At 71.8% G+C, this 19,087-nt stretch carries 12 protein-coding genes and 1 tRNA gene; 7 read left to right on the top strand and 6 right to left on the bottom strand.

The annotated features are described in order from the left end of the window. Window positions 1-40: 40 nt before the first annotated feature. On the bottom strand, window positions 41-1,096 hold the full coding sequence (locus G3I71_RS33160) for an LLM class F420-dependent oxidoreductase (protein ID WP_164320469.1): 1,056 nt from the start codon (window positions 1,094-1,096) through the stop codon (window positions 41-43). 371 nt (window positions 1,097-1,467) lie between these two features. On the opposite strand from G3I71_RS33160, the gene G3I71_RS33155 reads away from it, so the two are divergent. Both G3I71_RS33155 and G3I71_RS33150 read left to right on the top strand, forming a co-directional pair. Beyond that, entirely contained in the window at window positions 1,468-2,451 is a 984-nt protein-coding gene (locus tag G3I71_RS33155) for an aldo/keto reductase (protein WP_164320467.1), read from the top strand. Beyond that, on the top strand, window positions 2,448-4,754 hold the full coding sequence (locus G3I71_RS33150; protein WP_164320465.1) for a helix-hairpin-helix domain-containing protein: 2,307 nt from the start codon (window positions 2,448-2,450) through the stop codon (window positions 4,752-4,754). The genes G3I71_RS33155 and G3I71_RS33150 overlap by 4 nt, the downstream gene beginning before the upstream one ends. Window positions 4,755-4,834: 80 nt before the next feature. Here the strand turns inward: G3I71_RS33150 and G3I71_RS33145 are convergent, their stop codons facing one another. Continuing rightward, window positions 4,835-5,557, bottom strand: coding sequence for a hypothetical protein (locus G3I71_RS33145; protein ID WP_164320463.1), 723 nt, complete (start codon window positions 5,555-5,557; stop codon window positions 4,835-4,837). Between the two features lie 47 nt (window positions 5,558-5,604). On the opposite strand from G3I71_RS33145, the gene G3I71_RS33140 reads away from it, so the two are divergent. Continuing rightward, complete coding sequence (locus G3I71_RS33140; RefSeq protein ID WP_018549191.1) at window positions 5,605-5,793, top strand: DUF5703 family protein; 189 nt, start codon at window positions 5,605-5,607, stop codon at window positions 5,791-5,793. 122 nt (window positions 5,794-5,915) lie between these two features. Here the strand turns inward: G3I71_RS33140 and G3I71_RS33130 are convergent, their stop codons facing one another. From G3I71_RS33130 to G3I71_RS33120, 3 genes are all read right to left on the bottom strand, one after another. After that, window positions 5,916-7,205: a chaplin gene (locus G3I71_RS33130; protein WP_239149491.1), complete on the bottom strand. Its 1,290-nt coding sequence runs from the start codon at window positions 7,203-7,205 to the stop codon at window positions 5,916-5,918. A gap of 136 nt (window positions 7,206-7,341) precedes the next feature. Beyond that, complete coding sequence (chpH, locus tag G3I71_RS33125; protein WP_164320461.1) at window positions 7,342-7,575, bottom strand: chaplin ChpH; 234 nt, start codon at window positions 7,573-7,575, stop codon at window positions 7,342-7,344. Between the two features lie 222 nt (window positions 7,576-7,797). Then, window positions 7,798-9,123, bottom strand: coding sequence for a M20/M25/M40 family metallo-hydrolase (locus G3I71_RS33120; RefSeq protein ID WP_164320459.1), 1,326 nt, complete (start codon window positions 9,121-9,123; stop codon window positions 7,798-7,800). 188 nt (window positions 9,124-9,311) lie between these two features. On the opposite strand from G3I71_RS33120, the gene G3I71_RS33115 reads away from it, so the two are divergent. The 3 genes from G3I71_RS33115 (at window position 9,312) to G3I71_RS33105 (ending at window position 14,253) form a co-directional block, all read left to right on the top strand. Continuing rightward, window positions 9,312-9,396: transfer RNA gene (locus G3I71_RS33115), tRNA-Leu, on the top strand. A gap of 168 nt (window positions 9,397-9,564) precedes the next feature. Continuing rightward, a complete protein-coding gene (locus G3I71_RS33110) occupies window positions 9,565-12,873 on the top strand; it encodes a right-handed parallel beta-helix repeat-containing protein (RefSeq protein ID WP_164320457.1) in 3,309 nt (1,102 codons plus the stop codon). Between the two features lie 168 nt (window positions 12,874-13,041). Next, window positions 13,042-14,253, top strand: coding sequence for a S8 family serine peptidase (locus G3I71_RS33105; protein WP_164320455.1), 1,212 nt, complete (start codon window positions 13,042-13,044; stop codon window positions 14,251-14,253). A gap of 103 nt (window positions 14,254-14,356) precedes the next feature. Here the strand turns inward: G3I71_RS33105 and eccCa are convergent, their stop codons facing one another. Beyond that, window positions 14,357-18,286, bottom strand: a complete 3,930-nt coding sequence (gene eccCa, locus G3I71_RS33100; protein ID WP_164320610.1) for a type VII secretion protein EccCa — start codon at window positions 18,284-18,286, stop codon at window positions 14,357-14,359. Between the two features lie 255 nt (window positions 18,287-18,541). Here eccCa and eccD point away from each other — a divergent pair. Beyond that, a partial coding sequence (gene eccD / locus G3I71_RS33095) for a type VII secretion integral membrane protein EccD (protein WP_164320452.1) occupies window positions 18,542-19,087 on the top strand: 546 nt, incomplete at its 3' end.

Below are 19,087 nucleotides of genomic sequence, written 5' to 3'. Positions count from 1 at the left end.
TTTCCGTCCCTGCCGCCTACGTCCCTGTCGCTTACGTCGCTTACGCGAGTCCGGCGCGCTCCAGGGCGTCGGTGCCCGCCCGGAGCGAGGCGAGCCGCTCGTCGAGCGTGAAGCCGGCCGGGGCGAGGGTGAGCGTGGTGACACCGGCCGCGGCATAGGCCCGCATCCGGTCGGCGATCCGGTCCACCGAGCCGAGCAGCGTCGTCTGGTCGATCAGGTCGTGCGGAATGGCCGCCGCGGCGCCCGCCTTGTCGCCGGACAGGTACTTGTCCTGGATCTCGGCGGCTTCCTTCTCGTATCCCATGCGCTGGGCGAGCTGGTTGTAGAAGTTCTGCTTACGGCTGCCCATGCCGCCCACGTACAGGGCGGTGTACGGCCGGAAGGTGTCGGCGAGCGTCGCCACGTCCTTGTCGTCGCCGACGGCGAGCGGCAGTGTCGGGCAGACGTCGAACCCCTCCAGGGTCTTGCCCGCCTTCTCGCGCCCCGCGCGCAGGTACTTGATGGCGGTGTCCTCGATGTGCGCGGCGGACGGGAAGATGAGCAGCGCCCCGTCGGCGATCTCGCCGGTCTGTTCGAGGTTCTTGGGGCCGATCGCCGCGATGTAGAGCGGGATGTGCTCGCGCTCGGGGTGCACGGTCAGCTTGATGGGCTTGCCCGGGCCGCCGGGCAGCGGCAGCGTCCAGTGCTCACCGTCGTGGGAGAGCCGTTCGCGGCTCATCGCCTTGCGTACGATCTCCACGTACTCGCGCGTACGGGAGAGCGGCTTGTCGAACTTGACGCCGTACCAGCCCTCGGAGACCTGTGGCCCCGAGACGCCGAGACCGAGCCGGAACCGCCCACCCGAGAGCGAGTCCAGCGTCGCGGCGGTCATCGCGGTCATCGCGGGCTGGCGGGCCGGAATCTGGAAGATGGCCGAGCCCACGTCGATGCGCTCGGTCTGGGCGGCGACCCAGGTCAGTACGGTGGCCGCGTCCGAGCCGTAGGCCTCGGCGGCCCAGCAGACGGCGTATCCGAGGCGGTCAGCCTCCTGCGCGACGGCCAGATTGTCCGCGTCCATTCCGGCGCCCCAGTAGCCGAGGTTGATCCCGAGCTGCATGGCCGATTCCCCTTACCGATCAGTAACGTCCCTTGTACGACCGACACTAGCGCGTCAGCCCCCGGCGGCGATGGGGCGTGGATCTCGCCGGCCCGGTGTCGATGCGACCTTGGAGTTCTCGCCCCCGCCGCCCCTACCCGTCCCATCCCGAACCTGGGGGCTGCGCCCCCAGACCCCCCTTCGCGCTGAAGGTGCCGGCCGGGGCTTGATCATTCAGCCCGTCCGGCGTTTGAGGACGAGCGCGTTCAGCGCGATACGGGGGTTCGGGGGCGGAGCCCCCAGGGATGGGACGGGTAGGGGCGGCGGGGGCGAGGAAACCGTTGTCCACAGGCAACCCACTTGGTCGGTTCTGGCCAGTAATCTCGGCGTTCATGGAGCAGAGGCATCTCGGCCGTACCGGCCTGCGTGTGTCCCGGATCGGACTCGGCACCCTGACATGGGGTCGGGACACCGACGAGCATGACGCCGCGGCCCTGTTGAAAGCGTTCTGGGAAGCGGGCGGAACCCTCGTCGACACCGCGGACGTGTACGGCGACGGAGAGGCCGAGTATCTGCTCGGACAGCTCATGGAAGGGCTGGTGCCGCGCCGCGACCTGGTCATCTCGACCAAGGCCGGCAGCGTCCCCGACCCCGACCGCCGCGTCGACGGCTCCCGCGGCCACCTCCTCGCCGCCCTCGACGCCTCCCTCGCCCGCCTCGGCACGGACTACGTCGACGTCTGGCACATCCACGCCTACGACCCCGACACCCCCCTGGAGGAGACCCTCCAGGCCCTCGACCTCGCCGTCAGCAGCGGACGCGCCCGATACGTCGGTGTCTCCAACTTCTGCGGCTGGCAGCTGGCCAAGGCGGCGACCTGGCAGCTCGCGGCACCGGGCATACGTACGCGCCTGTCCAGCACCCAGGTGGAGTACTCACTGCTCCAGCGCGGCATCGAACGCGAGGTGCTGCCCGCCGCACTCGACCTGGGCGTCGGGCTCCTGCCCTCGTCGCCGCTCGGCCGCGGCGTCCTCACGGGCAAGTACCGTCAGTCGACGCCTGCGGACTCCCGGGGCGCCTCGGAGCATCTGGCGCCCTTTGTCGCGCCGTATCTCGACGACACGGCGAGCCGCATCGTGGACGCCGTACAGATCGCGGCGGACGGACTGGCGGTGACGCCGCTGCAGGTGGCGCTCGCCTGGATCCGCGACCGGCCCGGTGTGGTCGCCCCCATCGTCGGCGCGCGCAACGCGCAGCAGCTCACGGCCGCGTTGTCAGTGGAGACCCTTAGTCTTCCTGACGAGATCTGCCGGGCGCTCGACGACGTGTCAGCGCCTGTGCACCGCTATCCCGATCACGACTGGAGCACGCTGTGACCACGGAGCCCGACACCACGGAGGAAGCCGAGCCGGGGACCCCGGGCGCCCCCGAGGAGGCCGCCCAGGACACGGCGGACGATTCGTCGACCGAGAACACCGAGACTGCCGAGAACGCTGAGACCGCTGAGCAGACCGAGTCCACCGCCACCGCCGACGCCGGCGGTGGCGGTGGCGACGCCGCGCAGCTGTCCGAGGCCCAGGCCGAGCTGGCCGCGCAGCGGGAGCTCCGGGAGCGGATCGAGCGGCGCAAGGCCGAGAAGCAGGGGCCGATCGCGAGCGGCACGAAGCTCAGCGGTAAGGCCGCCGATCTGATGGCGGCCGTCCGGGCCGTGGAGAGCGGGGAGAAGCCCGCGGCGGCCATCGTCTTCCGCTCACCGGAGTCCCGGCCCACGTCCGGGTCCGGAGTCCCTGCCGCACGGCCCTCGGTCTCCCCCGCCCCCTCCCCCGCGCCCTCCGCCTCGACCGTTCCCGCACGGCTGCCCGAGACCGCCACGCCCGTCGTCGGCGACCCGGAAGCCGTCGAGACCGTACGGGGCGTACTGGCGCAGGGCGGCGCGCCGGACACGCTCGCGTCGCAGGTCGTCACGGCGCTCGGCGAAGGAGCGGACGGACAACTGCGCGCGGATCCCTGGCAGTTGCTCCGGGTCGCCGGGGTGCGGCCCGAGCAGGCCGACGGGTTCGCACGGGCGTTGCTCGGCGCCGGGTGCGGCCCGGACGACGAGCGGCGGGGCCGGGCGCTCACGGTGTGGCTGCTGGAGCAGGCCGCCCTGGCCGGACACACGGTGCTGGACGCCTCCACCCTCACCGGCGCGCTCACCCAGCGCGGCGTGCCCGACCCGGACACCGCAGTGCAGAGCGCGGTCGCGGAGGGCGAGGCCCTGGAGTTCCAGGACCCGGTCGAGGAAGCCACAGGGCCCACCGCGGCCGGACAGGACACCGGGGACGACACGGACGACGAGGACAGCGAGGCCCCCGAGCGCCCTGTTCGCGTGCTCATCGGGCTGGAGCGGTACGCGCTCGCCGAGGAGAGCCTCGCCGACGGACTCGCCCGGATCGTCAACTCGCTGCCCAAGGAGGCGTCCGAGGACTGGGAGTCGTCGGCCGGGGCGTCGGGCTCCGGATCCGGTTCCGCGGCCGAGTTGATCCGTGCCGTAGCCGGGCACGGGCTCGTGCTGCACACCGGCGGTGACGCGGCGCGCGCCGAACCGGCCGCCCTCGTCGCCGCGGCCCGTTCCCTGGGCCTGCGGGTCTGCGCGGCGGCCCACACACCCGACGGGCGCCGGCGTTTCGCGGCACTTCTCGCGCCCGAGGACACCTCCGACGCGGACTCACGGTCGGACTCGGAGTCCGTCGTCACCGTCGCCGGGTTGCTGGCCGGGTTCGAGGGGCCCGGGCGGGACGCCGAGGGCGCGTTCGAACTCGATCTGCTGGTCGTACTGGACGCGCCGCAGCTCGACGTGGAGAGCGCGGCGATGCTCGTGGAGTCGCTGCCCGACGGGGCCAGGCTGCTGCTGAGCGGTGATCCGGCGGTGCTGTGGTCGGCCGGGCCGGGCCGGGTCTTCGCCGACCTGCTCGCCGCACGCGCGTGCCCGCACATCGTCTCGCGCACGCCCGATCCCGGCCCGATCGGCGAACTCGTCTCGGGCGTCTCCGTAGGCGAGCTCACCCAGGTCGAGGCGCCCGGCAAGGAGGTCGTGATCGTCCCCGTGCGGGACGCGGGCGAGGCGGTGCACCGGACCGTGCAGCTCGTCGCGGACTCGTTGCCCAGGGCGCTCGGTGTACCGCCGGAGCAGACCCAGGTGATCACCCCGGGGCATGGCGGCGCGGCGGGCACGCGCGCGCTCAACTCCGCTCTCAAGGAGCGGCTGAACCCCGGCCCGGGCCGCTTCGGCGGCTTCGACCCGGGGGACCGGATCGCGTACTCCCCCGCGCCGGGGCGGACGGTGTCCGGGCAGGTCGTCAAGGCCGACGCGGAAGGGCTCCACCTGGAGTGCGGCGGCGCCCCCGTCGTCGTACCGAAGGAGCGGGTCGAGCTGAGCGTGCGGCACGGGTGGGCGCTCACCGCGCACCAGGCGGTCGGGCTGCACTGGCCGGCGACCGTCGTGGTGCTGCCCGGGGACGCGGCCTCGTCGCTGACCCGGCCCTGGGTCTACACGGCCTTCGGCCGCGCGGAGCGTCACCTCTCCGTGGTGCACGGCGTGGACCAGGCGCTGGCCCGCGCGGTCGCGGAGGTCCCGGCGAAGGCCCGTACGACGCGGCTGCCGGGCCTGCTCGGAGCCCAGGTGCCGCCGGCAGGCTGACCAGGACGAACGACAGAGGCGGTCATGAGAAGCAGGGCTTCTCATGACCGCCTCTGTCTGGGCGTCCGATCACCGGCCGGCTAGCGCCGGCGATCGGCGTCCAGTGGTTCCAGGTCCTCGTCCTCGTCCAGGCCCGCTGCCACCAGGTCGGGATCGAGTTCGTCCTCCAACAGGTCGTCGTCCTCGATGACGTCGTCGGCGTCGTCGTCGAAGACCGCGCTGACGTCGAAACGGCAGACCACCCGCTCCGCGTCGACCTGGTCGAAGGGAGCCTCCAGCCACTCACCGGGATCGGCCGGCTCGTCCGCGGCCGTCACCCACAGCGTGGAGTCGGCCTCCTCAAGGCCGAACTCCTTGTGCCGGGAGGCGATCTCGTCCGGCTCGAACTCGCCGAACAGAATGCCCAGCGCCCCGTGCACGGTGCCGGCGGCCTCGGCGCCCGTGCCGTCGTCGTCCACGGCCTCCACCCGCTGCGCCTGCGCCAGAAGTCGTTGCGGCTCCACCACGGCGTAGTCGCGGCGGATGAGCACACTCAGCGCGTTCGGCTCCTCGGGGCCCGCGTACGGCGGCAGCGCGTCGTCCGTACCCGGGATCTCGAAGGGGGTGACCTCGTCATAGCGGTCGTAGAGCAGCTCGTCGTACACCTCGGCGGCAGCGGCCAGCTGGTTGAACGCCTCATAGACATCGGGGTCGTCCTCCCCCGACCGGCGTTCGACCGCCGCCAGGTGGCGGTCGAGCGCGGTCTTGACCGCCTCGGCGGCGGCGCGTACCTCGGCAGCGGTGGGCTGCGCAGCATCAGACATAGTGCAGACGCTATCCGTACCGGGCCTCTGCCCGCACAATAGATGCGATGCCGGAATACGAATTTGTCGACGTGTACGTACCACGCGGGGTCACCCGCAAGGAGGCGACACGTCTGCTCACGGACCATGCCGAGTACGGACACTGGGAGTTGGACCGCCTGAGCCTGCTGCGCGACGGCAGCCGCAGAGTGCGGTTGCGGCGGCGGATCATCCGCCAGGTGCGGGCCACGTGGTGAGGTGACAGCGCGGAAACGGAGCGGGCCCCGCAGACGCGGGGCCCGCTCCGTTCAGCACGCCGCCGGGTGACCGTGCGGCGTTTTACTCCCGTTCGTACGGAACTGCCGTATTCCGTACGGGTCTACGCCGAGGGGCGTGACTTGCGGTAGAGGACGGTGCCCGCGAGCAGCATGCCCGCACCCACCGGCAGGGCGACGCCCAGCGGCAGGTCACCGCCGGTGTGCGCGAGCTGCGCGGCGGCCCGGGGCTGCGGCACGGTCCGCCCACCGCTCCGGTCGACGTACGTGGGGGCGGCCGGAGGCGTCACGCCGTGCGCGGTACTGGGCGGTGTGAGCGGCGACGCCGGCCTGACGGGAGTGGTCGGCTGGGCCGGGGTTCCCGGGTGGTGCGGGGTCGCCGGGTGCTCCGGGGTGGTGGGCTGCTCCGGGGTGGTGGGCTGCTGCGGGTGTCCGGGCGTCTGCGGGTTCCCCGGGAGCTGGGGAGTGACCGGAACCTGGGGAGTGCCCGGGTTTCCCGGCTGTGCGGGGCCGCCCGGAAGCTGAGGGCTCTCCGGCTGCTGCGGCTTTCCGGGCTGCTCGGGGCCGCTCGGCCGGGGCGGCGGCGGGGTCTCGGGACCGCCGCTGGGGGGCGTGCACGGCTCGTCGGTCTCCGGAGGCGGCGCCGGGTGGCCGCCGCCCGCGTGGTCCCCGGTGTTCGCGCAGTCGTTGCCCATCGCCGGGTTGAGCAGACCGACTACGTCGACGGTGTTGCCGCAGAGGTTCACCGGTGCGTCGACCGGGGCCTCCACCTGGTTGCCGGACCCGACCCCCGGGGAGTCGGTGGCGTACCCGCCGGCGTGCGAGCCCTCCCAACCGTGCCAGTCGGCCCAGTCACCGGAGCCGCCGGGGCTGCCCGGGTACCCGAAGTCACCCGGGGCGCCCGAGTCGCCGAACCCGCCCTGGCCGCCGTACCCATCGTGACCGCTGTAGCCGCTGTAGCCGCCGTAGCCGCCGTAGCCGCCAGGCGAGCCGTAACCGCCGCCGTCGTCGCCGTAACCGCCGGACGAGCCGTGACCTCCCTGGCCGCCATGACCACCCTGGTTGCCCTGGTTGCCATGACCGCCGTGCTGGCCCTGGTCGCCGTGTCCGCCCGGTGCGCCGTGGCCGCCGCTGCCCTTGCCGCCGCCTCCGCCGTTGGCGCACTTGTTGCCCATTGCCGGGTTGAGCAGACCGACGCCGCTCACGGTGTTGCCGCAGGCGTTGACCGGCACGCTCACCGGCGCGCTCACCGTGTTGCCGGACAGCACGCCCGGCGAGTTGGAGGCGGCGGCGTTCGCGCCCGAGTCCGCGTGCGCCTGGGCGCCGCCGGCGGCGGCCATCACGCCTGTCGCGGCCGCCACGGTCATCAGGCCCTTGCGGGTGACCTGTCGCATTGCTGCATCCCTGCCTTCACATGCTGTGTCGTGAACCTTCCGGAACGACCTGTCGGCCCCGGAGCGCAAAAAGCGTTCCGGGGCCGACAGGCTCAGACTCACTGGGAGTCAGAACCTCACGAGGTGAGGTGCAGCATCAGTTGTTGACGCAGGTGTTGCCGAAGGCGGGGTTCAGCAGCCCGATCACGGAGATCGTGTTGCCGCAGACGTTCACCGGGACGTGAACGGGAACCTGGATGACGTTGCCGGACAGGACACCCGGGGAGTGCACGGCAGCACCCTGGGCACCCGCATCGGCGACGGCCAGGCCCGCACCCGCGAGAACCAGACCACCGGTGGCAGCCGCAGCGGCGACGATCTTCTTGATCATTATTTTCTCCTTGTTGGCAATGCGATCCCGAGTAGCGGACCGCATCACCAGTAACGAGGAGGGGGCATTAGGGCTACGACCGTATGAGCGCATTCACTCTTCTCAGTCAGCCACGCACATGCGGACGATTATTGGAGTGTCGTTCAATCGGGTAATTCCGGGCGCATTCAAGGGTGTCGGGAACCCGGAGGAACTCCCGGGAACACAGTCCCGGCGCGGGATTCAGGATGCCCCGATGAAGCGGTCGAGCACACGCACCCCGAATTTCAGCGCGTCGACCGGTACACGTTCGTCAACACCGTGGAACATGCCCGCGAAGTCCAGCTCCGGCGGCAGCTTCAGCGGCGCGAAGCCGAAGCAGCGGATGCCGAGGTCCGCGAAGGACTTGGCGTCGGTACCGGCCGAGAGCATGTAGGGCACGGCCCGGGCGATCGGGTCCTCGGCGACCAGCGCGGTCTGCATGGCGTCCACGAGCGCCCCGTCGAAGGAGGTCTCCAGCGCCTTGTCGGCGTGCACGTCCTCGCGCTTCACGTTCGGGCCGAGGACGCGGTCCAGGTCGGCCAGGAACTCCTCCTCGTAGCCGGGCAGGTAACGGGCGTCGATGTGCGCGGTGGCCTGGCCCGGAATGACGTTGACCTTGTAACCGGCGCCCAGCTGGGTCGGGTTGGCCGTGTTCTGCAGCGAGGCGCCGATCAGCTTGGCGATGCCGCCGAGCTTGGCGAGCGTCGCGTCCATGTTCTCGGGGTCCAGCTCGGTGCCCAGCGCGTCGCCGAGTTCGTCGAGGAAGTGCCGGAGCGTCTTGGTGACCCGGACGGGGAACTTGTGCCGGCCGAGGCGTCCGACAGCCTCCGACAGCTCGGTGATCGCGTTGTCCTTGTGGATCATCGAACCGTGTCCGGCGGTGCCGTCGACGGTCAGCTTCATCCAGTGCATGCCCTTCTGGGCCGTCTCCACCAGATACAGCCGCAGCTTCTCGTTGACGGTGAAGGAGAACCCGCCGACCTCGCCGATCGCCTCCGTCACGCCCTCGAACAGGTCGGGGTGCTTGTCCACGAGGTGCCGCGCGCCCCACGTACCACCCGCCTCCTCGTCCGCGAGGAAGGCGAGAACGATGTCGCGCGGGGGCTTGCGGCCGGTGCGCAGCCGGTCACGGACGACCGCGAGGGTCATCGCGTCCATGTCCTTCATGTCGACCGCGCCCCGGCCCCACACGCACCCGTCCGCGATCTCGCCCGAGAACGGGTGGTGGGTCCAGTCCGCCGCGTTGGCCGGTACGACGTCGGTGTGGCCGTGGATGAGCAGCGCCGGCCGGGACCGGTCCTCGCCCTCGATGCGCGCCACGGTGGAGGCGCGCCCCTTGTGCGACTCGAAGATCTGCGGCTCCAGACCCACCTCGGCGAGCTTCTCCGCGACATACTCGGCGGCCTTGCGTTCACCCGGTCCCGAATGGTCGCCGAAGTTGCTGGTGTCGATCTGGATGAGCTCGCGACAGAGGTCCACCACCTCGTCCTCGCCGGTGACGCCTCTGGTCGTGTCCGTCCCGCTCACGGTGCTACCTCCCACTGTTCCTGCTGGTGGTCATCCCTCATCCTCCCTCTCCGACCCGCCGCACCCCAAGGCCGGTCCGGGCCCGTCACACACCGTTCACGCGGCGACAGGGGGTGACCGGCCACCCTGGAAAGCCTGGTAATGTTTCCTTCGTCGCCACGGGGGCAACCCCGCGCGACAGACACCTTGTCCGGGTGGCGGAATGGCAGACGCGCTAGCTTGAGGTGCTAGTGCCCTTTATCGGGCGTGGGGGTTCAAGTCCCCCCTCGGACACTCGCTGAGACCCCACTTCACGTGGGGTTTTCTGCTTTTCTCCCCCTGTGCTTCGGCCCCCTCCGGCTGTCTCCGCTTTCCGGGGCTGTGGCGTGACCATGCCCGTCCGTCCCGGCATGATGGTGCTGCCCACGCCGGGCAGGGAACGCCGTGAGAGATGGAGGGCGCGTGTCACGCCAGGTACTGACGGTCTGCCCGGAGGGCACCGAGGACTTTCGGACGATCGGAGAGGCACTGGCGAGGGCGCGCAGCGGCGCCGTGATCAGTGTGCGACCCGGGACCTACGAAGAGAACCTCGTCGTCGTCACCCGGGTCACCATCGTCGCCGAGCAGGCACGCGGCACGGTGGAGATACGTCCGCGGCGTGGCAGCGTGCTCACGCTGAAGGCTGACGCGGTGATGCTCACCGACCTGGTGCTGCGCGGCCGTGACGAGGAACTTCCCGCCGTGGACGCCGCCCGCGGGCAGGTCGCGATGGACGGCTGCGATGTCTCCGGTGCCTCCTGGGCGGCCGTACTGGCACGTGGCGCCGGCTCGCTGGCGATGCGGGACTGCCGGGTGAGCAGCCCGGCCGGGGCCGGGGTGGTGGTCACCTCGAACGTGGACAGTTCGGTGGACTCCTGCACCATCGAGCACCTGGGAACCTCCGGAGTGGTCATCGGCGAGCGCGGCCGGGTAACGGTGCGCGGCTGCACCATCCGGGACGCCCGGGGCAACGGCGTCCTCGCCAACGGTCAGGCGCAGGGCTCCGTCGAGGAGTGCGACATATCGTCCACCGACAAGCCGTCGATCGCGCTGGAGGAGCACTGCACGACCCAGGTGGTGCGCACGGTCGTGCACGACACCTCCATCGGCGTCCATCTGACCAGCTCCTCGCGGACGGTCCTGGAGGAGCTCCGGGTCACCGCGACGACCGGGCCGGCCATCGTCGTCTCGCACGGCAGCGACCCGCTGCTGCGGCGCTGCCGGACCGCCCGTACGGAGGGCAACGGCATTCTGGTCACCGACCGGGCGCGCGGCACGTTCGAGGACTGCTGGCTGGACACCTCCCAGGCCCCCGCGCTGCGCGTGGCCGGGTCCGCCTCTCCCACGCTGACCTCGCTGACCGTGCGGGACTGTGCGGCGACGGGCGTGCTCCTGGAGGAGGAGTCCACCGCCGAACTCGACCGGCTGGACGTCATCGACGCCGCCGGAGTCGGCATCAGCGTGCGCAGCGGCGCCAATCCCATGCTTCGCCGGGCCAGGGTCAGCGGTTCGGGCAGCCACGGCGTGGAGGCCGTCAAGGACGGGCGGGGCCGGCTGGAGGACAGCGAGATCGACCGGGCCGGCGGCGCGGGTGTCCATGTCGAGAGTGACGGCAACCTGTACATCGGCGGCACCAGCGTCCTCGCCCCGGCCGGTGTGGGCCTGATGGTGGCCGCCGGCGGCAGCGCCACCGCCCGCGACTGCGAGTTCCGCGAGCCGGGCGGCGACGGTGTCGTCGTCGACTCGGGGGGCGAACTCACCGCGACCCGGGTCAAGGTGAACGCCGCCGGCGAGAACGGTGTCCTGGTCCGCGAGGGTGGCCGGGCCTCCCTCAACGCCTGTGAGATCGGCGGAAGTTCGAAGGACGGCCTGCGGGTCGAGAGCACCGACCCGGTGTCCGTCGTCAACTGCGTGGTCCGCGACAACAAGGGCGGCGGCCTGATCCAGTCCAAGCGGGGTGACCGGCTCGCCGTCGAAGGGCTCACCAGCAACGGCAACGGCCAGCGGGACGCCTGGGGTTACGGCGACAGCGAGGGCACCGACCCCGCCGGAACCGCCCCGGCCGGCGGCGCGGCGGCCGAGACGGGCCCGCTCGCCGAACTGGAGGCGCTCATCGGCCTGTCCAACGTGAAGCAGCAGGTCCGTACGCTGGTCAACCTCACGCAGCTGGCGCAGCGCCGTGCCCAACTCGGTATGTCGGCACCGCCGATGAGCCGCCATCTGGTCTTCGCGGGGCCGCCCGGCACCGGTAAGACCACCGTGGCCCGGCTCTACGGCACGATCCTCGCCCAGTTGGGCGCGTTGCGGTCCGGGCATCTGGTGGAGGTCTCGCGGGCGGATCTCGTCGCCCAGGTCATCGGTGGTACGGCGATCAAGGCCACCGAGGCGTTCAACCGGGCACTGGGCGGAGTGCTGTTCATCGACGAGGCGTACACCCTGACGGCCGACAGCGGGAGTTCAGGGGCCGACTTCGGGCGGGAGGCGGTGGACACGCTGCTCAAGCTCATGGAGGACCACCGGGAGGACGTGGTCGTCGTCGCGGCCGGGTACTCGGGCGAGATGCAGTCGTTCCTCGGCTCCAATCCGGGGCTGGCCTCCCGATTCTCCCGGACCGTGGAGTTCGAGAACTACTCGGTGCCCGAGCTGGTCGCCATCATGGAGAGCATGTGCGTCCGCCACCAGTACGAACTGGGCGAGGGCACGGCCGCCGCGTTGGCCACGCACTTCGAACGCATGCCGAAGGATGCCGCGTTCGGCAACGGCCGGGCCGCCCGGCAGGTCTTCGAGGAGATGGTCGACCGGCAGGCCGTACGGCTGGCCGGCCTGGTCGAGGTCGGCGAGCGTGACCTCTCGCTGCTGCTCCCGGAGGACGTCGGTGCGGAGGCCGCCGCGGCGGCGGGTGAGGCGGGGGGCGGGCCCTCGCGGAGCGACGCGCTGTCCCGGCTCGGCGACATGGTGGGCCTGGCCGCCGTCAAACGCGACGTCACCGATCTCGTCAACCTTCTCTCCACCGCCCGCCAGCGTGAGGCCGCCGGCCTCCCCGCACCCCGGATCAGCCACCACCTGGTCTTCAGCGGCCCGCCCGGCACCGGCAAGACGACCGTGGCCCGGCTCTACGGCGAGCTGTTGGTCTCGCTCGGGGTGCTGCCGCGCGGGCAGTTGGTGGAGGTGTCCCGGGCCGACCTCGTCGGACGGTACGTGGGACACACCGCGCAGCTCACCCGCGAGGTCTTCGAACGGGCCCTGGGGGGCGTCCTGTTCATCGACGAGGCGTACACGCTGACGCCCGCGGGATCGGGCTCCGGGTCCGACTTCGGCCAGGAGGCCGTCGACACGCTGCTCAAGCTCATGGAGGACCACCGGGAGCAGGTCGTGGTGATCGTCGCCGGCTACACACGGGAGATGGAGGGCTTCATGGCCTCCAACCCCGGCCTGTCCTCACGCTTTTCACGGCGCGTCAGGTTCGCGGACTACTCGTCCGACGAACTGGTCACGATCGTACGGATGCACGCGGACAGTACGGGTTACGAGTGCGGTCCGGGAACCGGGGCCGTGCTGCGGGAGTACTTCGACGCGCTGCCGAGGGACCGCTCGTTCGGCAACGCTCGCCTGGCGCGGCAGGTGCTGGAGGGCATGATGACGCGTCAGGCCGGGCGGGTCAGCGTGATGGCCGCGCCGGGACTGGACGACCTGCGACTGCTGGTGCCGGGGGATGTGCCTCAACCGGGCTGAGGGGGATGGTGGTTGGGGGCGGGGACGGGGACGGCAGAGGTTTCGGTGTGGCGTCCGTAGCGCCGACCTGGCGCCACGGCATGTGGCCCGTGTGTCTCAACTGGGTGCAGGAGAGGCGGGGGTTGGGAGGTAGGGCGTCTGGGTCGGGTCTGGCTTCAGCGCCATAGGATGCGGTTCATGCGTCGCCCTCTCCCCCGTCTCCGGCCGGCCCGGACGTTCGCCGTACTCCTGCCTCTGGTTCTCCTCGCCGGGCCGGCCGCCTCCGCCGCGGACGGCTCGCCGGTACGGCTGCCCGTGATGCCGTCCCGGCTCGATGCCGACGACGCCTGCACCGGTGCCTCCACCGAGCGGGCCACTTCCGTGCCGTGGGAGCAGCAGAGTCTCCAACTGCCGCGCGCGTGGCAGTTCTCGGCCGGCGCCGGGGTGACCGTGGCGGTCGTGGACACCGGGGTGTCGACGACCGCGCCCGCGCTGAAGGGGCGGGTGACGGTGGTCGGGGAAGCGGGGCAGGACTGTGTGGGGCACGGGAGTTTCGTCGCCGGGCTGGTCGCGGCCACGACCGTGGACGGGGTCCGCTTCGCCGGGGTCGCCCAGCAGGCCCGTATCGTCGCCGTGCGCGGCACCGACGCCCGGGGCACCGCCACGGCGGCGAGCGTCGCCGCGGGGATCGGGGCGGCGGTCGACGCCGGGGCGAAGGTGATCGAGGTGTCGCCGGCGCTGGTGCAGGGGTCGGCGGCACTGACCGAGGCCGTCGAGGACGCGGTCGCGCACGACGCGTTGGTGGTGGCCGCCGCGGTTCCCGATCCGCCGGCCAAGAGCAGCGCGTCATCCAGGGACACGCCGGATCCGCGGGCGTACTGGCCTGCGGCGCAGGAGGGTGTGCTGTCCGTGCTGGACGTGGACTCCAGCGGCGGGCGGCCGGACAACGCGCTGCTGCCGCGTGACGCCGATCTGACGGCGCCCGGTGATGGTGTGGTCGGTCCCGGACCTCGCGGCGGCGGCCACTACATCGGCTCCGGGGCGTCGTTCGCGGCAGGGTTCGTGGCCGGGGCGGCGGCGCTGGTGCGGTCGGCGCATCCCGGGCTGACGGGCGCGCAGACCGCGGCGCGGCTTGTCTCGACGGCATATCCCGATGCGGTGCCGCGGCTGGATCCGTATGCGGCGGTGACGTCCGTGGGGGCGGCGGAGCGGGGAGTGGCGGCGGCTGTGGGGCAGGAGGCGCCGGTGCGGCTGCCTGACGATCCCGGTGCCGCGCCGACGCGTCGTGCCGTGTTGTTCGCGGCGGGGGGTGGGGCGGTGTTGCTGCTGGTGGTGTGGGCGGTGGTCGTGTTGCCCCGAGGGCGGGCGCGGGGGTGGCGGGCGGGGCAGGACCTCGGCTGAGGCGGGGGCTCTTCGCCCCCGGCCCCCTGCCCGGCCCCTCCTGTTCCTGAAGGCTGCGCTCCCGGACGGACTTGATGGTCCGGGTCCGGGCGGGGCCCCGGGGTCAGTCCATGTCGCCGGACCCCTCCAGCACCGCCGTCTGGATCAGGGTCGCCTTGCGGCGTACCACGTACTGGGCTCGGCCCGGGGGCAGGTTGCGTGGCTTGATGTTGCCGAAGACGTAGCCCTCGCTCGGGGGACAGGACAGCAGTATGCCGGGGGTGTTGACCTCGTCCAGGCGGCGCAGGAGCTGGTCGTTCAGGCCGCGGCCCGCGCCGGTCGCCGAGCGGACCGCGATGACGTGGAGGCCCAGTTCGTGGCCGAGGGCCAGGTGGTCGAAGAGCGGGGCGAAGGGGTGCTCGTAGTTGTTGCTGCCCACGACCATGTCGTAGTCGTCGACGAGGACGAACAGGCGGGGGCCCTTCCACCAGTCGGCCAGGCGCATTCGGGCAGGGGTGATGTCCGGGCCCGGGAGGCGGGTCTTCAGGGCGCGGGCGGAGCCGCCCACCAACTCCTTGAGGGCGTCCACCGACACCGCGTGGCCGAGCTGGTATTCGGCGGGGACGGCGTCGACGAGGTCGCGGCGGTAGTCGACGACCAGGATGCGGGCCTCTGTGTCGGTGTAGCGGTCGGTGACGGCCTTGGCGGCCAGGCGCAGCAGGTTGGTCTTGCCGCTCTCGGTGTCGCCGATGACGACGAGGTGCGGGGTGCGGCTGAAGTCGTGCCAGACGGTGGAGAGCGTCTCCTCGTCCTGACCGAGGGGCAGGCGGAGGCCGTCGCCGAGTTCGGCCGGGGGAAGCGCGGAGGCCGGCAGACGCTGCGGGAGCATGCGTACGGGCGGCGCGGGCGGGCCGGTCCACTCGGCGGCGATCTTCTCCACCAGGGCGGTGACGCCATCGGCGAGGTCCTCGGCGGTGTCTGTGCCGTCGATGCGCGGAAGCGCGGCAAGGAAGTGGAGTTTGTCGCCGACGGTCAGGCCGCGGCCCGGAGTACGGGGCACAGTGGCCGCCTTGCGGACGTCCACCACGGAGTCCATGGTGTCGCCGAGCCTCAACTCCAGCCGGGTGGCGCTCTGGTCGCGGATCTGCGCGGACAACTCCACCCAGCGGGTGGTGGTGACGATGAGGTGGATGCCGTAGTTCAGGCCACCGGTGGCGAGTTGGTTGAAGGTGGGCAGCAGGTTGTCGAAGTTCTGCTTGACCTGCGCCCAGCCGTCGACCACGAGGAAGACGTCGCCGTGCGTCTGGTCGGCGAACTCGCCTGCCGCGCGGCGCCGCCGATAGGTGGCCATGGAGTCGATGCCCTGGTCGAGGAAGAACTGCTCGCGCTGGTTGAGCACGCCGGTGACCTCGGCCACCGTACGGCTGATGCGTTCGCTGTCGAGCCGGGCCGCGACTCCGCCGACGTGCGGCAGTCCGGCCAGGGAGGACAGGGTGCCGCCGCCGAAGTCGAGGCAGTAGAACTGGACTTCGGCCGGGGTGTGGGTGAGCGCCAGTGAGGCGATCAGGGTGCGCAGCACCGTGGACTTGCCGCTCTGTGAGCCGCCCGCGATGGCGACGTGGCCGCCGCCCGCCGACAGGTCCACCACCAGTGGGTCGCGGCGCTGGTCGAAGGGCTTGTCGACGAGGCCGACCGGCACCCGCAGGCGGCCGGTTCCGGGCCAGCCGGCGGCGGACAGGCCCCGGTCGGCCGAGGGGGCGAGGCCAGGGAGGAGCGTGTCCAGGGTGGGGGACGCACCGAGTGGCGGCAGCCAGACCTGGTGGGCGGTGGGGCCGTGGTCGCGCAGCCGGTCCAGGGCCACGGACAGCAGGCTGTCGGTGGACTCCGTCTCCTCCTCGCGCTCCGGTTCGGGTACGGCGGCGGGGCTGCGTGGCACCACCCAGCCCGCCGACCAGGGCACGACCTGGCTGGCCACGCGGGCCTGCACGACGGCACCACGCCGGTGCCGGTACGGGCCGGAGACGTAGGCGGCCCGGAAGCGGGTCAGTGCCTCGACGCCGCTCTTGAGGAAGCCGGCGCCGGGCTGCGAGGGCAGCTGGTAGGCGTCGGGGACGCCGAGGACGCCCCGGCTCTCCATCGCGGAGAAGGTCCGCAGGCCCACCCGGTAGGACAGGTGGCTCTCCAGCTGGTGCATGCGGCCCTCGTCCAGGCGCTGCGAGGCGAGCAGCAGATGGACGCCGAGGGACCGGCCGAGGCGGCCGATCATGACGAACAGGTCCATGAACTCGCGGTGCGCCGCGAGGAGTTCGCTGAACTCGTCGACGACGACGAAGAGGCTGGGCAGCGGGGCCAGCGGGGTGCCGACGGCCCGCGCCTTCTCGTACTCCAGGGCGGATGAGTAGTTTCCGGCCGCCCGCAACAGCTCCTGGCGGCGGATGAGTTCGCCGTGCAGGGCGTCCTGCATCCGGTCCACCAGGGCGACTTCGTCGGCGAGGTTGGTGATCACGGCGGAGGTGTGCGGGAGTTCGTCCAGGCCGAGGAAGGTCGCCCCGCCCTTGAAGTCGACGAGGATGAAGTTCAGGGTCTCGGAGGAGTTGGTGAGCGCCAGGCCCAGCACCAGGGTGCGCAGCAGTTCGCTCTTGCCGGAGCCGGTGGCGCCGATCAGCATGCCGTGCGGGCCCATGCCGCCCTGCGCGGACTCCTTGATGTCGAGTTCGACGGGCGCGCCGTCGGCACCGATGGCGACCGGTACGCGCAGCCGGGCGGCGCCGGTGTGTTTGCGCCAGAGGGTCGCCGGGTCGTGCCGGTAGAGGTCGGGGATGCCGAGCAGGGTCGTCAACTGGACGTCGGCGGCAAGTGGTTCGGAGGAGTCGGCGGTCAGGCCCATCCGGTAGGGGGCGATCAGCCGGGCCAGTGACTCGGCGGCGGCCGGGCCGACCCGGTCGGGGCGGCCCAGCAGGGTGGTCTGCTCCTTGCGGGTGCGGTCGGTGCGTACGAGCCGTACCGCGGCCGGTGTCACGTCCAGGCGGAGGGTGGAGCGGCCGGGACGCCAGGTGAGGGAACCGGACAGGTCGAGGACGATGGTGTTGCGGAAGCCGGGGCCGTCCAGGCGGTGTCCGGCCGGCACGGTGACGCCGTCGACGACGATCACCGTGAACGGCTCGTCGCGGCCGGGCACCGCTTCGGGGTCGAAGACCGGGCGCTCGGTGAACTCGGCGCCGAGCAGGTCCTCCAGGTCGTTGAAGGCGGTGGCCACCATGCGGGCGGGGCCCGCGCCGTCCTGCTCCTGCGGGTGCAGGTTGTGCGGCAGCCACTTCACCCACTCCCACTCCGCGCGCCGCTCGTCGGAGACGCAGAGCGCCACCCACAGTTCCTCCGGCGGGTGGAACAGGGCGAGTTGACACAGCGCGGCCCGCACCATGGCGCGTACGGCGGCGTCGTCGCCGCGGGTCAGGACGCGGGACCAGGAGCGCAGGTAGAGGGCGATGGGCTGCTCGGGCACCGTGCTGTAGGCGCGGACGAAGCGGCGCAGGGCGTGCGCGCTGAGCGGTTCCAGGTCCTCGACCGGCTTGGTGGAAAGGGGGTTGAGCCGCATGGCGAACTGCTGGTCGCCGACGGCTATCCGTACCTCGCCGAAGTCCTCGTCCTTGACCCGCCGTTCCCAGAGCCGGGTGGTACGCACCATGGTGCGCAGCACTTTGGGGTCGGGGTGCCGCCAGGCCAGCGCCAACTGCTGTTCCACGACGGCCCGGTGGACCTTGCGGCGGGTCTGGGTGAGGTAGCGCAGATAGTCACGCCGCTCACCGCGCAGCCGTTCCTTGCGCTCGCCGGCCTTGCGCATCACCTGGCCGACCATCATGGCGGCGGACGCCAGCACCATCATGCCCAGCGCGATGTACATGAACGCGCCGTTGCCGCCGCCCGGCCGGATGAACATCAGCATCATCGACACCGACATCATGGCCATCGGCAGATACGTCCAGATCGCCGAGCTGTCCGCGACGACCTCGGGAAGCGTCGGTGGCTCCTGGAGAGTCAACTCGCCCTCGGGCATGTCCGGGCCCCGGCGGCGGGCCGGCCTGCGGAACAGAACCACGCTCAACGCACATGCTCCTTCAAAGGGTTGAAATGCCGCCCGGTCGCGAACCGGCCGACAGAGGCGTGCCGGTGGGGCTTTGTGACACACGACTGCAACGGGACCCATAATTCCGTTCGATCGGCGGTCAGTAGTCTGCATGTCATCAACTCGTACGTCCAAGCGGACGCGAACGAGCCTGCCGCCCAAACCTCTGGAGACGTGAGCCCCACCATGACCGACAGCTCCGTTGCGGGCCTGTGCCGCCTCACGGTACGGGCCCCGGCCAGGACCATCGATCTGGCGGTGCCCGCCGACGTGCCCGTGGCCGATCTGCTGCCCACCGTGCTGCGGTACGCCGGGGAGGACATCGAGGAGAACGGCCTGGAGCACGACGGCTGGGTCCTGCAGCGCCTGGGCGGCGCCCCGCTGGACGAGGAGGGCACCCTGGAGGCGCTCGACCTCAAGGACGGCGAGGTGCTGTATCTCCGCCCGCACACCGAGTCGTTGCCCGAGGTCCGGCTCGACGACCTGGTGGACGGTATCGCCAACGTCACCCGGGACCGGCTGCACGGCTGGAACCCGGCCGCAGGGCGCCGGCTGCTGCTCGGGATGACGGTGGCCGCCCTGACGCTGGGCCTGCTGGTGCTGGCCTGGCCCGGCGGCCCCGCCGACGTCCGGATCGGCACCGCGGGTGTGGCCGGGCTGCTGCTGCTCGCCGGGGCCGCCTCGGCCAGCCGCGCGGTCGGCGACGCGGCGGCGGGCGCCACCCCCGGTTTC

This window comes from Streptomyces sp. SID12501 (genome assembly GCF_010550245.1).
In the GTDB taxonomy this organism is placed as follows: domain Bacteria; phylum Actinomycetota; class Actinomycetes; order Streptomycetales; family Streptomycetaceae; genus Streptomyces.
This window is presented reverse-complemented; position numbering and strand designations above follow the sequence as displayed.